Source organism: Candidatus Thiodiazotropha sp. AKAK3, assembly GCF_058244645.1.
Map to the genome: position 1 here is coordinate 1 of NZ_JBSYOQ010000072.1, position 15,027 is coordinate 15,027.

The 15,027-nt window shown below is 49.7% G+C and carries 13 protein-coding genes; 5 read left to right on the plus strand and 8 right to left on the minus strand.

All coding sequences use genetic code 11. The features are described from left to right. Positions 1-176: 176 nt before the first annotated feature. The 7 genes from AC4IE7_RS19850 to hslV all read right to left on the minus strand — a co-directional run bounded on the left by AC4IE7_RS19850 (position 177) and on the right by hslV (position 6,563). Positions 177-695: a zinc ribbon-containing protein gene (locus AC4IE7_RS19850; protein ID WP_490778612.1), complete on the minus strand. Its 519-nt coding sequence runs from the start codon at positions 693-695 to the stop codon at positions 177-179. Between the two features lie 107 nt (positions 696-802). Beyond that, positions 803-2,461 (minus strand): ubiquinone biosynthesis regulatory protein kinase UbiB, encoded by a 1,659-nt coding sequence (ubiB, locus tag AC4IE7_RS19855; RefSeq protein WP_490778613.1) that lies wholly within the window; start codon positions 2,459-2,461, stop codon positions 803-805. Further along, positions 2,458-3,087 carry a ubiquinone biosynthesis accessory factor UbiJ gene (locus AC4IE7_RS19860; RefSeq protein ID WP_490778614.1) on the minus strand — a complete coding sequence of 210 codons (630 nt, stop codon included), beginning with the start codon at positions 3,085-3,087 and terminating at the stop codon, positions 2,458-2,460. The genes ubiB and AC4IE7_RS19860 overlap by 4 nt, the downstream gene beginning before the upstream one ends. A 40-nt stretch (positions 3,088-3,127) precedes the next feature. Beyond that, positions 3,128-3,877 carry a bifunctional demethylmenaquinone methyltransferase/2-methoxy-6-polyprenyl-1,4-benzoquinol methylase UbiE gene (ubiE, locus tag AC4IE7_RS19865; protein ID WP_490778615.1) on the minus strand — a complete coding sequence of 250 codons (750 nt, stop codon included), beginning with the start codon at positions 3,875-3,877 and terminating at the stop codon, positions 3,128-3,130. A 119-nt stretch (positions 3,878-3,996) separates the two neighbouring features. After that, a complete protein-coding gene (locus AC4IE7_RS19870; protein ID WP_490778616.1) occupies positions 3,997-4,365 on the minus strand; it encodes a gamma-butyrobetaine hydroxylase family protein in 369 nt (122 codons plus the stop codon). Between the two features lie 107 nt (positions 4,366-4,472). Further along, entirely contained in the window at positions 4,473-5,810 is a 1,338-nt protein-coding gene (hslU, locus tag AC4IE7_RS19875; protein WP_490778617.1) for an ATP-dependent protease ATPase subunit HslU, read from the minus strand. Positions 5,811-6,017: 207 nt separating this feature from the next. Next, the gene (hslV, locus tag AC4IE7_RS19880) at positions 6,018-6,563 is read right to left on the minus strand and encodes an ATP-dependent protease subunit HslV (RefSeq protein ID WP_490778618.1); all 546 of its coding nucleotides are present in this window, start codon (positions 6,561-6,563) and stop codon (positions 6,018-6,020) included. Between the two features lie 241 nt (positions 6,564-6,804). Between hslV and AC4IE7_RS19885 the strand changes: the two genes are divergently transcribed. From AC4IE7_RS19885 to AC4IE7_RS19905, 5 genes are all read left to right on the plus strand, one after another. Next, positions 6,805-7,824 (plus strand): outer membrane lipoprotein-sorting protein, encoded by a 1,020-nt coding sequence (locus AC4IE7_RS19885; RefSeq protein WP_490778619.1) that lies wholly within the window; start codon positions 6,805-6,807, stop codon positions 7,822-7,824. A gap of 69 nt (positions 7,825-7,893) precedes the next feature. Further along, positions 7,894-10,791, plus strand: a complete 2,898-nt coding sequence (locus AC4IE7_RS19890; RefSeq protein ID WP_490778620.1) for an efflux RND transporter permease subunit — start codon at positions 7,894-7,896, stop codon at positions 10,789-10,791. A 633-nt stretch (positions 10,792-11,424) separates the two neighbouring features. After that, positions 11,425-11,739: a hypothetical protein gene (locus tag AC4IE7_RS19895; RefSeq protein ID WP_490778621.1), complete on the plus strand. Its 315-nt coding sequence runs from the start codon at positions 11,425-11,427 to the stop codon at positions 11,737-11,739. Positions 11,740-11,741: 2 nt separating this feature from the next. Beyond that, positions 11,742-12,542 carry a hypothetical protein gene (locus tag AC4IE7_RS19900; RefSeq protein WP_490778622.1) on the plus strand — a complete coding sequence of 267 codons (801 nt, stop codon included), beginning with the start codon at positions 11,742-11,744 and terminating at the stop codon, positions 12,540-12,542. A gap of 329 nt (positions 12,543-12,871) precedes the next feature. After that, positions 12,872-14,026, plus strand: coding sequence for a Fic family protein (locus AC4IE7_RS19905; protein ID WP_490778623.1), 1,155 nt, complete (start codon positions 12,872-12,874; stop codon positions 14,024-14,026). Positions 14,027-14,103: 77 nt separating this feature from the next. On the opposite strand, the gene xerC is transcribed toward AC4IE7_RS19905, so the two are convergent. Continuing rightward, positions 14,104-15,021: a tyrosine recombinase XerC gene (xerC, locus tag AC4IE7_RS19910; protein WP_490778624.1), complete on the minus strand. Its 918-nt coding sequence runs from the start codon at positions 15,019-15,021 to the stop codon at positions 14,104-14,106. Between the last annotated feature and the right edge of the window lie 6 nt (positions 15,022-15,027).

Here is a 15,027-nt window from a genome sequence, read left to right on the forward strand (position 1 = left end):
AATTCACCTGTAGGGTGCGGCCCTGCCGCACCATGTCCAACTGAAACCAAACCACCTAACAAGTCGGTATAGAGATGCTGCTGGTAATGAACAAACTATCTGGGGTTTTAGTTAATGCTCACCCTGATGGTGCGGCAGGGCCGCACCCTACAACCAGTCTGCTTGACCAATCCTCGCTAGCTGGAAGAGCGTTGAAAATTAGTGCCTTTGCATCCTGAGCAGGGCGGGATGTGTCCTGTCTTCTTGAAATGCATCTCTTTACCGCATTGGCTGCAGACCAGTGTGCCAGGGCCTGTCACTTCGCCGGTATGGTAGAGGGATGCGTTGTTGGCCCGCTGTGCCAGTTTTGCCAGCTCTAACTTGGTCTGGTCGGCTACGCTGGTGAACATCTCCAGCATGCGCTCTTCCACTAGCTGGACGTCAAATCGCCACCAGGCAGAAAGTTGCTCGCCAGTTTCGAGTAGATAACTGGCAGCGTCTTTCATATCCCGCTCAACATAGGTGGAGACCTTGTCTGCCTCTTCTCTGCTCAATTCACCTAGTTCGATAAGCTTTTCCCGGGCATCCTCCAGATAGTCTTTTAAGCCGGGGAGGGCGTTTTCCCGGGCCGACTCAACTGCTTCATGAACCTCTTGCAACATCTTGTCATAGGCTTTTGCCATCCTTTCCAGAGTATCTTGGGGGGTCTCATTCATATTCGTCTCCCGTACTTCTTGGCTATATCTCTAATCATGGATCAATTTTCTTACCACGCCAAGGGAAGTAGATAACCTGATACAGGCATCATGCTACAAAATAGAGCCTATCCTGAGGCGCTGAACCAGCTTTTCAAGAGCAGTAAGCCTCCACCGGTTCCTAGTCCAATACCGAGCGCTGTGGCTACAGTGACAGGAATCAGGCCCCCACTACCGAACACCAGTAGTAGTGAGCCGCTGAGCAACATGGTGCTGCCGGATATGGTGGTGACTGTATTCAGATGGTTGCGCTGCATCTGTTTTTGCAGCTTTTTCAGATCGTCCGATTGCCACTGTAGTGTCAGTTGGCCCGCTGCAGCATCATCGATGATCTTATTAATTTTATTCGGCAGGTCTGGGAGATTCTCAGCGAATAGCGGCAGGTTCTTTTTGAGCTTGCTGACGAAGGCCCGGCGGCCTATCTGTTCGCTCATCCAGCGCTCAAGGAAGGGCTTGGCAGTGGTCCATAGATCGAGTTCCGGGTAGAGCTGTCTGCCCAGACCTTCGATATTCAACAAGGTTTTCTGCAACAGCACCAGCTGGGGCTGGACCTCCATATCGAATCTTCGCGCTGTCTGAAACAGGCGTAGCAGGAAATGGCCGAAGGAGATCTCACTCAAGGGCTTTTCAAAGATCGGTTCACTGACTGTTCGGATGGCAGACTCGAACTCTTCCACACGCGTATCTTTAGGTACCCAGCCGGAGGCTACATGAAGCTGGGCGACCCGCTTGTAGTCACGGTTGAAAAAGGCGAGCAGATTCTCTGCCAGGTAGCGTTTGTCCTCTTCTGTGAGGGTGCCCATGATGCCGAAATCAACGGCAACGTAGCGTCCATCGGGCTCTACAAAAATATTGCCGGGGTGCATATCGGCATGGAAGAAGTTGTATTCGAAAACCTGCGTGAAGAATATCTCCACGCCTCGCTCCCCAAGCAGTTTCATGCTGATACCCTGGGACTTCAGCGCCTTGATATCTCCCACGGGTGTGCCACTGATACGCTCCATGACGAAGACGTTTTTCCGGGTCAGATCCCAGTAGACTTCCGGCACGTAGAGGGCATCGCTATCAAGAAAGTTACGTCGTAGCTGGGAGGCATTTGCCGCTTCACGCATCAGATCCAATTCATCGAAAATAGTCTTCTCATACTCCTGAACGACCTCAACAGGCCTCAGTCGGCGACCCTCTTTCCAATATTTCTCAGCGAGATGGGCAATTGTGAATAGCAGATCTACATCACGGCGTATGGTCTTTTCGATATTTGGGCGAAGTACCTTGACTACGACTTTGCGCCCATCCTTGAGTTGTGCAGTATGTACCTGGGCAATTGATGCTGAAGCGAGGGGTGACTCGTCAAAGGCTTCAAGCAGTTCATCGATGGATTGTCCGAACGCCTTATCAATTATTTTTCTGGCCTGGGAGCCGGGGAAGGGGGGTACCCGATCCTGCAGTTTTGTGAGTTCATTCGCCAGGTCATCAGGAAGCAGGTCGCGCCGGGTGGAGAGGATCTGTCCAAATTTTACAAAAATGGGGCCAAGATCTTCTAGCGCGCGACGAATTCGCACAGGGTAGCTCCCCCGGTCTTTGCGAAACCAATACCAGGGAGAGAGATAGATCAGAAAACGAATCGGTCGGAAAAGATGGGTGGCGAGAATTACCTCATCCAGACCATGTCTCAGTAGTACTAGATTAATGTGTATCAGCCGAATGGCTTGAGAAGGGCGAATCACGAACGCTTATCCTCGTTGTCATCAGATTGGCGCAGCCTTTTAATTCGAGCTTCAAGCCGTTCCACATCATCCCGCAGCCGATCCACTTCATTGAGAAAGGGTTCGATCTCATATTGCCCAGGTAACAGTCGCAGCTCCTCTTCCAGATACTCTTTAAGATTGAGTGAGGCTGTCTGCTTGACCTGTTTTCCCCAGTCTACCGCGCCACGCACCATATTGCCGATCTCATGAGCGGCTATATCACCGGTGAGACGAGAGAGTTGCTCCTCCCAGTCGATATCGAGCGCACTGAAGAATTCACCGAAACGCTGTGCCAGGGCGGTATCGCCTTCAATGGTGACTGATCCGTTAAACAGCTGCTCTGTACTGCTACGATCATGGCGCATGGAGGCTAGATCCAGCAGCGTGCCTCGCAGCAGGCAATCGGGTTCACCTTCGTAGTAACTCAAGAGCTGAAAACCCTGTGGCTCAGGTATCAGGTAGATTGATATACCCAGTCCGACAATATCCAGCTGTATGACGCTACCCTGGATTGGCGCCAGTCGGGTTGGGCTCTCAGGATCAAGCTTAATGGCCTGGTTGAGTAGTTGCTCCAGGCTGGTGATGATGGCAGCACTGATGGTCATGGCGATTCTTCCGTAAATAGAAGGCGTATGCTCAACTCTGTCAAATTTTGTATCCACGATGTATGGCAACTACGCCACCAGTCAGATTGAAGTAGTCGCAGCGATCAAAACCGGCATGTTCCAGCATCCCTTTGAGGGTCTCCTGGTCGGGGTGCATACGAATAGATTCCGCCAGGTAGCGGTAGCTCTCTTCATCCTGAGTGACCAGTTTTCCGATTTTCGGTAGTAGGCTGAATGAGTATAGATCGTAGATTTTCTGCAGTGGCTTATGCACCGGTTTGGAGAATTCCAACACCAGCAGACGCCCGCCAGGCTTTAGTACTCTGAAGATATCGTTTAGGGCCAACTGCTTGTCGGTGACATTGCGTAGTCCAAAGCCGATGGTGACACAATCAAAATGGTCGTCTGGAAAGGGCAGATGTTGGGCATCCGCCTGAACATAGCGGACATTGGCAACCCGTCCTTCATCGATCATTCGATCTCTGCCCTGGCCCAACATGGCGGCATTGATATCTGAGAAGACTACCTCCCCATCACTCCCTACCAGGCCACTGAAGCGGGCAGAGAGGTCTCCAGTACCTGCAGCCAGATCGAGAACCCGCTGACCTTTGCGTACTCCGGAGAGTTCGATAGTGTGGCGCTTCCAGATTCGGTGTACACCGAACGACATCAAGTCGTTCATCAAATCATACTTGTTGGCAACCGAATCAAAGACCTCACGAACCCGGCCGGCCTTTTCGCCGACAGGGACATCCTGATATCCGAAATGTGTTGTCTTTTCATCCTTCATGGCATCACCAGTTGTTTCGATCCAAGGGCGCTGCAACTTGCCCCTAATTCACGGTATTTACCATGAATGGCTTAACCCAGTCTGACTCTGAGTGTTAGCGAAATTTACCACCTGGCCCGCTAGGCCGATGGTTCCTTTCTCTCATAACCTGCGCTACTCAGACGCTGCAGGTACTCCTGCCAATTCTGCTCAAAATGAGCGCCCAGCTGATACAAGGTATCCCAGGAGTAGATGCCGGTATTATGCTCATCATCAAAGTGCAGGCAGATGGCGTAATTTCCCACAGGTTCAATATGGGCAATATTCACCTCTTCCTTGCCAACCTGCAACACTTCTTGACCTGGACCATGGCCCTGAACCTCTGCGGAGGGGGAGAATACGCGCAGATACTCAGCGGGATAGCTGTATTTACTCCCGTCATCGAAGCTGATTTCCAGTACACGGGACTGCTTATGCAGGTGGATCTCTGTCGGATTGGGGTGTGACATGATTTTCTCTCGTTAGTCGATGGTTGATACTTGGGCAAAACCCACGGCAGCAACTTTATATCGGTTATCACAAACCATTTGCAGGCTGTTAACAGGGTTTGTTGTAGTTAGAGAATATATTGACTCAGGTCTTCGTCTGCTGCCAGTTGAGATAACTGGCTGTCGACATAGGCTGCGTCGATGGAGATGGCAGTGCCACTCTGTTCAGAGGCCTCAAAAGAGATGCTCTCCAGTAGCCGTTCCATCACCGTATGCAGGCGGCGTGCACCAATATTCTCTGTTCTCTCATTTACCATCCAGGCCGTTTCAGCTATACGCTTGATACCATCATCGGTAAAAGCCAGGTCTACATTTTCTGTGCCCAGCAGGGCCTGGTACTGCTCGGTCAATGAGGCGTCGGGTTCGGTCAGGATGCGGGTGAAGTCCTCAGTACTCAATGCAGAGAGTTCTACCCGGATCGGCAAGCGCCCCTGCAGTTCTGGTATCAGGTCAGAAGGCTTGGTGAGATGAAAAGCCCCGGAAGCGATAAAGAGGATATGGTCGGTTTTAACCATGCCGTGTTTGGTGGAGACGGTACACCCCTCAACAAGGGGCAGCAGATCACGTTGAACCCCTTCCCGGGATACGTCTGCTCCGCTGGTCTCGGCGCGGCTGGTAACTTTGTCCAGTTCATCGATAAAGACGATGCCATGCTGCTCCACGGTTTCCAGGGCGCGCAGCTTGAGATCCTCTTCGTTGATGCGCTTCGATGCCTCTTCGTCATTGAGCACCTTATAGGCATCTTTGATACGCAGTTTACGTCGTCTGGTGCGTCCTGTGCCGAGGTTCTGAAACATCCCCTGCAACTGACTGGTCATCTCTTCCATGCCGGGAGGCGCCATGATTTCAACACCTACAGGTGTGGTATTGACCTCGATTTCGATCTCTTTGTCGTCCATTAAGCCGGCACGCAGCTTCTCTCTGAACTTCTCCCGGGTGGAGCTGGAGACCGTGCTGCTGGTTTCAGTCTCATCCCATCCGCTCGGTTTTGGGGCCGGCAGAAGCGCATCGAGAATTCGCTCCTCTGTTGCCAGGCTCGCCTCTTCTGAGACTTTGGCCATCTCACCTTCGCGAACCATTTTGACTGCAGAATCAGCAAGATCCCGGATGATCGAATCCACTTCCCGGCCTACATAGCCCACTTCGGTGAACTTAGTCGCTTCAACCTTTATGAATGGAGCGTTCGCCAGTTTTGCCAGACGACGGGCAATTTCGGTCTTACCGACACCGGTCGGTCCAATCATCAGAATATTTTTTGGTGTTATCTCATTGCGTAGAGATTCATCGACCTGTGCCCGACGCCAGCGATTGCGTAATGCAATGGCGACTGCTCTTTTGGCATCTTTCTGACCGATGATATGTTTGTTCAGCTCGGCAACAATCTGTTGGGGTGTGATTTGCGACATGAATTATGGCCTGTTTACTCTATGTCTGGCTCGCGTCTGATGTTTTTAAACATCTTCGACCCAGCCATTACACGTTGGAATCTAAAACTGTCTGGTGCAGCTTCAACTCACTATCCCTGACGCGCTTTCTCTGCTTACTGAGAGGGCGATTTCAGGGCATGGTGCTGTTCTGCACAGCAGACTGTTCTTTGCATAGGGTTAATTGGTTCAGGTTTCGCTGTCCAGCTCTTCCAGTACCCGGTTGTGATTGGTATAGATGCAGATGTCGGCAGCGATACCAAGCCCCTTTTCGACGATTTCGCGGGCGCTGAGTTCCGTATTATCCAGTAACGCACGGGCTGCTGCCTGGGCAAAACTGCCACCAGAGCCAATCGCCATCAGATTATGCTCAGGCTCTATCACATCTCCGGTACCGGAGATGATCAAAGAGGCTTTGGCATCTGCTACACAAAGCAGTGCTTCCAGCCGGCGCAGCGCCCGATCGGTTCTCCAGTCTTTGGCCATCTCAACAGCGGCTCGGGTCAGGTGTCCCTGATGCTTTTCAAGTTTACCTTCAAAGCGCTCAAACAGCGTAAAGGCGTCTGCTGTGGCTCCGGCGAAACCGGCGATCACATTGCCTTTGTGCAGCTGGCGTACTTTTCGGGCATTACCCTTCATCACGGTATTGCCCAGGGAGACCTGGCCATCGCCGCCAATGACGACTTTGCCGTTGCGCCGCACAGAAAGAATTGTTGTGCCTCTAAAATTTTCCACTTCAATCCTGAAAGATTCAATAATAAGGCGGCGATTGTACCTGAGGGCGGGGCTGGTGAAAAATCGGCTGTGTTAAAAACTTGATGTGGATTGTCATTGCTCATTGTGTCACCTGCTGCAATTGATGATATTTGCCCCTGTCAGTGAAGAGGAAGGATTACAGGGAAGAGTGTTGGAGCTGATGGTCCAGTAATTCTCAATAGCGGATGCGTATAGGATTGTGTTGGTTGGAGAACAGGGAATGTTTATTAGGGATATCACTCGCTTGTGTGCCTCTGTCATCCGTGGCAGAGTCATTGGTATGTTTCGAAAGCCCCCATATTTCTTACTGACAGGCCTGCTCTGGCTGATCTCTTATGGTTTGATGGCCGCGGCTATGCCCGGTGATCCCCAGAATCTGCCTGATGCCTATGAAATCGCACAACAGGTCTATACATCGGCACATGGCGGTTTGCTGGACAATGCCATCAGTCGTCGCAAGGGGCGTGATGTGGCCGTAGTGGTCAACAGGGCGCCCCTGGAGATGCGCACCCAAGGTCGAAAACCTGGGGTTCAGACCTTTGAAACCTATCTCAACAACAGCCCCGATGATGCTGCGATAAAATCTCAACAGATGGCAATTCTGACTTCAGGTAAAACCAAGGGTACCGGGGTGTTGTTAACCCGTTACTCCGACCCTGAACGGGGTTCGACCATTTCTATGTGGCTTCCTGCATTGAGAAAAATCAGGCGCATCAATGAGCCATCACATGAAGATGTCTGGTTCGGAACCAATCTCACCTATGGCGAACTGGTGCTGCGCACCCCTGATGATGAAGTGCATGAGCTGCTTGGTGTGGGCAAGATCGAGGCGTGCCTTGAAGCGATGAGGCTGGAAAGGTCGGAGAAGAGCCGCCATACACTCACTCTACCAGGGCCCCAGTGTGCCCATATCGGTAAAGCGGTCTATCTGCTGAAGAGTACCACCAAGTTTAAAAACTGGTGGTACGACTACCATCTCACTGAGATCGACCAGCGCACTTACGCCCCCTATCGTACGGTCTATTATAAGGATGGTGAGAAGATCAAAACGGTTTCAGTCGACTGGCAATCCCTTGATCAATCAGATCCACGCATCACCTATCCCCGTTACATCTATGCCATCAGTCATGGAGATGGTAAAGACAGCATGGTCTTTGTACCTCGCAGTACCATATCCCTGAATGTTGAACTTGACGACAGTTATTGGTCGGAAGAGACGCTAAGAAATTATGGCAAGTAAAAGGCGACTCATCGCTAAAGGGTTGCTCTCTGACTCATGGTCCGATGGCAGTATCAGGAAAGATACTCAATGAAGGGTGAGAAGCGGGATTACGCTGCGGACTACGCGAGATTCGTACTCAGACATCGCCGTTTGACGATTCTGCTACTGTTTGCAGCCACGCTGGTTGCGCTGTTCTATGTCAATCAGGTCAATCTGCGCAATGATCCTGACTCTCTGTTACCACTCAGTAACCGCTATATCGCCACCAATCTCTACAGTGATCACGCCTACGGCATGGGTAACCTGATGGTCTGGGGCTTGAAATTGAAGCAGGGGGATATCTATCAGCCCTGGTTTATCCGTATGGTTGAGGCGTTCTATCGTGATGTCAGCGCCTTGCCCTACGCAAATGTGGCCAATTTTGTCGGTCTGCCATCACCCAAGCTGCGCAACCTGGGCATCACAGAAAATGGCAGTCTCGATTTTAGCCGCCTGCTACCCGCCAATGGTATTTCAGATGATCCGCTGCAACAGCATTTACAGCTTCAGTATCTCCGTATCGGCCTGGAGAAACATATCGTCCTGGAGCCACTGCTGGTCTATTACCAGGACAGTGCTGGAGAAAAGTGTGAGATTACCGGTTCCGATGGATTGATCACCAATGCCTCTATCCACAAGGTACACCGACGATGTATTGCCACAGGCACTTTTATCATCGGTGATTTCAGTAATCAGCTGAAAGATCACCATCTGCAGTGGATTGGGCAAGTCAGGGAGTTGATGGCGGATTATCGGGCCAGGTATGGGGATAGGGTCGAGTTTTTTATCTCAGGAGAGCCCTATTTTCTCGCATCGATGGTGGAGGAGTTGTGGGACAAAGCCTGGCTTTTCGGCATCTCGATTCTGATCATACTGCTGGTGCTCTGGTATGAGTTTCGTCATTGGAGCTGTGCTCTCCTGCCGCTGATTGGGGTCGGCATGACCATTATTCTGACTCTGGGTCTGATGGGATTTACCCAGTTCAAGCTGACTACAATGATGGCGTTGACGCCGATGTTATTGCTGGCGATCGGTATCGGTCATTCGATACAGATTACCCGTCGTTTCATGCAGGAGCTTCAGGTCACCCAGGATCCGGAGCAGGCGGCGTTTACAGCAATCAGGCATACCGTGGTGCCTGCTGCACTCTCGATTGGAACGGATCTTCACGGTTTTTTTGCTATCTCATTTATCGATATCTCATTCTATAAGGCATACGCCTATTTCGGTATTTTCGGCATGTCCACGCTGATTTTGACCACCACCACTTTAATCCCGTTGTTGATGGTCAGTTTTCCGCCAAAACTGCATGACCGCAAGCACGAAAGAGGATGGGAGCGTCGATTGGCACGTGGACTGAGTGGCATCCTCACAGGCCCATCAAAGTGGATTCCCGTTGCTGCAGTTATCGTCATTTGGCTGGGTTCAGCTTGGATGACTGGATTGGCTGAGGGTTTCAGTGCCTTAATGGCGGGCGAGGCGGGACGGGATGATCCTGAAGTAGCCCGTATTCAGGATGAGTTTGACATCATGCCCGGTGTTGAAAAAGGGATTCACTATCCCAGAGCCGCCTACAAAGATTACTATCTGCTGGGCGAGCTGCTGGGTGAGGGTGGCGAAGTCGAGGCGATCTCCGATCTGCAAGCCCTATCGAAGATGATGCCTGGGGTGATCACCGCCAATATGGTGATCCGTTCCAAGGCCGGCGCCCTGCCACCTTGCGGTCTGGAAGCCTGGAATGAATTCGGTGTGCGGGTGATCGGGCCTGAGCAGTGCTACGATGAGATGCTCGACCCACCCCAGGGCATATTCAACAATGTTGAGGTCGTGCAGGCCCTCTCAGCATTTGAAGATTGGTTACGTGCCCATCCCCACATCGGCTATACCACCTCCTATGTGCAGTTTGTGAAAACCCTGAACATGATGCTGAATGCCCCTGTAGGGACTCTGCCTATGGCACATATGAATCTCTATGCCATACCCGGATTGGCCCATATGCAGCAAAACCGCTATGCCTATAGTCTTGGCCCGGATGGGAGTCTGCCAGACCCAAAAGCGATCCTGCCGCTCTACAATGGCATGCTTCAGGTTAGTGCCGCCGCAGGAGAACTCGACTCTTTCGTGAATACCCGCAACTGGGATGAGGGGATCATTGTTGGCTTTGTAAACACTATGGATCCAAAGCTGACTCACAAGACCATTCGCGACATCCAGAACTACCTGCATGAACACAAGGATGATCCGGGCATGGCACTGTTGACTGTGGGTATAGGCCCGGCAGAGCGGGTGACGATTCCGGCAAATGGAGAGCAGCCTGAACAGCTGGTGACCACCGAGGATTCGATGCCTGATAAAGCCGCTATCGGTGGCTTTTTAGGGGTTACCGAAGCGACCCGTGATGTGGCTTTCAAGGAGTGGCTGAATGCACCGGTCGCCACCTCCCTGACGGTATTCATCATGACCCTGATAATGTTCCGCTCCTGGATCATAGCCTCTCTGCTGATCAGTCTCTGTTTTATTACCCTGATGACCCAATATGGACTTGGTGCCTATATGACCTCGATCAGTGAGTGGTCGGCCAACCTGGCCTTCCACGTACAGGTCGCCCTGAGTATCGCGATGGGTTTGGGGGTGGATTATGGGGTCTATATGGTATCCCGACTGCGCGAGGAGATGCTCGCCTCGGGCAAAGATTGGAAACAGGCACTGGAGACGACCCTGGAGACGACCGGGTCAGCGATCATCATCTCCATGGTGGTACTGCTGGGCAGCTTCATTCCGCTGATGAATACCGAGCTTGCCAATCTATGGTCGGTCAGTCTCTACATCTCCGAGGCGCTGATTATGGATGTGATCATTGCTTTGACTGTGTTGCCGCTGGTGGTCTATTGGCTAAGGCCTAATTTTGTATTTGGGACGGGGGTGAAAAGTGGGGAGGGGGAATGACTATATCATTACACAGAGTTCAGGCATCCATTCAAATCATGAAATATTGCTTTAAAGGGTAGCTTTTGTAGCTGTGAGAGTTACCTCAATCATCGTATATCGCTTCTGCATGGCTTGATCTCAAATCGCCCCTCTCATTGGTTAGTCTCAATTGAGACAGCAACGATCCTGGCATATATGGGAATTGTGTTATGTGCCAGATCATTCCTGGTTATAAAAAAAATAAATACCCTAAAGCTATTATTAATTGTGACGATACAACTTGGTGACTATGTCTAGGCGATAGCCACGAATTGTGTAGTCGATCCATCAGGAGGTAGAAACTACATAGAGCAGTTCGCTGTTTCCTGGTATGGAAAAAATATGGAGTTGAAACAGGATTCAGGCTAAGGGATTGTTAAATTTTACATGTTGTTTTCTATGGCAGTAAAAACTCAATGTTCTGCTTAGGCCATATAATCCGTGAACATCCAATGTGGGTGCTTATTTAAGGAATTAGTTCTTAGTATCTGATCAGATATTCGATTGCGTTAATTTTTTGTTAAAATTGGAGTTTTACTAGTGAAGGCAGGAATTATATTAATACTAATTTTTATGCTATCAGCATGTTCGTCGATTCAAAGATCCTCGCAGTTGGAAGATGCAAATCTGGCGATTGGTATAGATAGTAAGAGCAGTGTCGTAGAAAAAATAGGACTTCCGAATAAAATTAAGAAATCCGGTGCTAAAGAGTACTGGTTGTACTCCGGGAATGGGACTAATCATAGTGTAGTCATAGTCACTCCTCTTGGAGCAAGTATGGTTGCAAACGGCCAGGCGAATGCTTCTGATGTGGCTCAAGAGATAACATCAAGTCATGACATTGATAGTCATATTGACTTAGTTTGTGTGTTTAATCAAAAGAAGCTGCTGGTGCATGCTTACAAACCAGGTAATAAAAGGAATTAAAGATGAAAATAAAAATAATTGCATTTTCAATTCTTCTTATAACCCTGATGTCGGGATGTGTAACAAATGAAATAAAAATGGAAGAGTCAGAATTGTCTGACTTTAAGTCATCAAAGGTAGCAACCAGTTTTTTTATGGTTAATAAGAAGGTTAACTATTTTGAGCTGCTATATAGAGTGTTATGGGTTGAAACCAATTCTACAACGCTAGATATAAGTGGGTTATGGAACCCAGATAAAGAACTAACTGTTACCGTAAATGATGTTTTACTAAATACAGGGCTTGATGCTTATGAGTTATTCAGCATAGTCAAAGACAATAGAATACTGGATGCCTACATGGATGGTTTAGTAGAGGATTATACGCAGCACTACTCAGGTAACCATAAAAATATGCCGGCGGTTAAACTGCCTCCAAATGCTGAATATCTATCAAAATATCCAGATTATGAGGGATTCGAAGGGTTAAGAGATGAACTTGTTGATAAAGGTTATAACTATCTTTTCGAATATCTTTCTCCTGATATTTATGGCTCGTCTGGCGCTTTAGGATTGGTTGTGGTGAAAATGCCATCACAGTTAAGGGTGGTTGACCTGATCAATAAAAAGGTTATTTGGCTTGTTCCTGATAAATATGCTGTTGATGGCCGTCAATTGGGAGGAGATTTGCATGGCCTTGAAAAAGATAATTTATCTTTACTGAAAGAAAGTGTAAAAAACGGAATGTTGAAGTTGATTACTCCACAATACTTGGCTGATGAGTTTGAAATGGAAATCAGTAATCTAGCTACTGCAGCACAATAGAGTATTAAGGGCACCTCTACGAACTGCTTATACCCTCTGCGTGAGCCGAATTAGAATGGTTGTTCTATTCTCAAGGATCACAACGCAGCAACTCGTAACGTGCGAAAAAGCATATTACGTAGATGTGGTGAGGTACGAACCGCATCATTGATGTTCGTGAGCCAGTGTATTCTGTTGTTGATGCGGTTCGCACTCAGTAGATGTGCTGTCCACTCAGTATGCTGACTGGACATAAAATGCGACACTATCTTGTGCTATAATTCTGTAACTATCAGATATTTAGAGTAAATATCATTTATTTGTAACGGACATTTTTTGGGACTTTATTCGTGACAGAGGGCAACGATCCCCACGTCAGGGTGGAAACCGACCGTTTCGGCCCATTTACATTCCAGCTTGGTGTCGATATGGCTGCTCTGGAAAGTCTACTGCTGCGCGTGGATGATGCCCACAAGCGTTTCAAAAGTTCACCCTTGTCCCAGGTTGCGAGCAGGTTGGATAGGGAGGTTGTTGTAAGCAGTATCTTCGGCACCAACTCTATTGAGGGTGGCACTCTCACTGTAGAGGAGACCGATGAGGCGCTGGATCTCACGCCTGCCCAGGTACAGGACATCGAGCAGCGCCGAGCTGTCAATCTCAAAAATGCCTATGGCTTGGCTCTGCAGGTCGCCGTGAAGCCTGGTTGGAAGCTGAACGTGGAATTTATCAGACAGATCCACTCAGCTGTTACCGACCAGCTTCCACACGAATACAACCGGCCGGGGTTGCTTAGAGATAATCCCAAGGGTGTGGTGACCCGGGTAGGGAATCAGGAGCATGGAGGCATTTACAAGCCTCCGCAGTACGGAAAAGATGTAGAGCGGTTGCTTGCGGCCCTTATTCAATGGCACCAACAACTGGTAGAGCGAAAGGTGCCGGTATTGATTCGTGCTCCGCTGGTACATCTCTATTATGAACTGATCCACCCCTTCTGGGATGGCAATGGCCGCGTAGGTCGAGTATTAGAGGCAGTTCTTCTTCATGCCGAGGACTATAAATACGCGCCCTTTGCCCTGGCTCGTTACTACCTGGAGCATATCCACACCTACTTTTCTTTGTTCAATACCACCCGAAAGGAGGTAGAGAAAAAGGCGGAGGCCCCTAACACAGACTTTGTTGCCTTTTTCATGCAGGGCATGCTGGCAAGCATCAATGACCTGCATGACCGTGTAAATGAGTTGATTGCTCAAATTCTGTTTGAGAGTGAAGCTAAACGCCTTCATGATGAGAAAGCGATCAATGCTAGACAGTATGCTATCGTCAGTCAGATCATGTCAGCTGGTAAGCCCGTATTGCTTACCGATCTAAGAAAGGCACCCTGGTACCAGGCACTTTATGTGAAGCTAACAGATAAAACCAAGCAACGTGATTTAAAAGGATTGAGTAAGTTAGGTATTGTGATACAGGACGGTAAAATCAGTTATGGCCAGGTTGTGCCGAAGTAGATAATTTAACCAGAAATGGTTCAAACTATCTCAAAAGGGATAGGCTCTCTAAATTTAATATATTGCTGCCTTATAGATCACTCAGGCTTTTTTTTCGCTCTGGGATGAGCCTTGTCATAGACCTCAGCAAGGTGTTGAAAGTCGAGATGGGTGTAGATCTGGGTGGTGCTGATATTGGCGTGACCCAGGAGCTCCTGAACGGCTCGCAGATCTCCTGATGATTCCAGCAGATGGCTGGCGAATGAGTGACGCAGTAGATGGGGATGGACATTGCGGGGTGCGCCCTGGTCTATCGACCACTGATGCAGCTGCTTCTGGATGGTACTGCGACTGATACGCTTCCCCCGTACACCGACAAACAGTGCGGTTTCATCCTGCTCCGCCAATTGTCCACGTACCTTGAGCCAGGCGGTGATCGCTTGTTTGGCCTGCTTGCCCACTGGAAGCAGACGGGTTTTATTCCCTTTGCCGGTGACCTCCACGATCTGTTCAGACAGATCGATATGGGCAATATCCAGAGCAATCAATTCGGCAAGGCGCAATCCGGATGAGTAGAATAGCTCCATGATTGCTCGATCTCTCAGTCCTGTGGGGGAATCGTCGTCGATGTCGAGTAGCTGGTTGAGCTGATCCACATCCATGGTTACCGGTAGTTTCCGGCGTACCTTTGGCGCCCGGACGCCAAGCGCCGGATTGGACTGAGCAAGATTTTCACGGATCAGATAGTTAAAAAGTGAGCGGAGAGTGGAGAGCTCCCGATGCAGACTCTTCGGCGAAAAACCCTGGCGATGTCGGCCGGCTATATAGTGTCTTAGCTGCTGCTGGCTGAGTTTGTTCCAGCCAGGGATCTGCTGCTGCTCCAGCCAAGCTGTCGCTGCTTTCAGATCACGGGCATAACTTTCATGGGTCCGGGGTGAGAGGCGGCGTTCGTGGACTAGATAGTCGAGGAACCGGTCAACCCAGAGCTGAATAGGGTGGGCTGCCGATTTTGACATGACGAC

Bases quoted from the DNA above. Each gene is read 5' to 3' on its own strand.
- AC4IE7_RS19870 (WP_490778616.1), bottom strand. From the start codon at position 4,365: ATGTCACACCCCAATCCGACAGAGATCCACCTGCATAAGCAGTCCCGT.
- hslU (WP_490778617.1), bottom strand. From the start codon at position 5,810: ATGTCGCAAATCACACCCCAACAGATTGTTGCCGAGCTGAACAAACAT.
- xerC (WP_490778624.1), bottom strand. From the start codon at position 15,021: ATGTCAAAATCGGCAGCCCACCCTATTCAGCTCTGGGTTGACCGGTTC.
- AC4IE7_RS19890 (WP_490778620.1), top strand. From the start codon at position 7,894: ATGAAGGGTGAGAAGCGGGATTACGCTGCGGACTACGCGAGATTCGTA.
- ubiE (WP_490778615.1), bottom strand. From the start codon at position 3,877: ATGAAGGATGAAAAGACAACACATTTCGGATATCAGGATGTCCCTGTC.
- AC4IE7_RS19900 (WP_490778622.1), top strand. From the start codon at position 11,742: ATGAAAATAAAAATAATTGCATTTTCAATTCTTCTTATAACCCTGATG.
- AC4IE7_RS19860 (WP_490778614.1), bottom strand. From the start codon at position 3,087: ATGACCATCAGTGCTGCCATCATCACCAGCCTGGAGCAACTACTCAAC.
- AC4IE7_RS19885 (WP_490778619.1), top strand. From the start codon at position 6,805: ATGTTTATTAGGGATATCACTCGCTTGTGTGCCTCTGTCATCCGTGGC.
- AC4IE7_RS19850 (WP_490778612.1), bottom strand. From the start codon at position 695: ATGAATGAGACCCCCCAAGATACTCTGGAAAGGATGGCAAAAGCCTAT.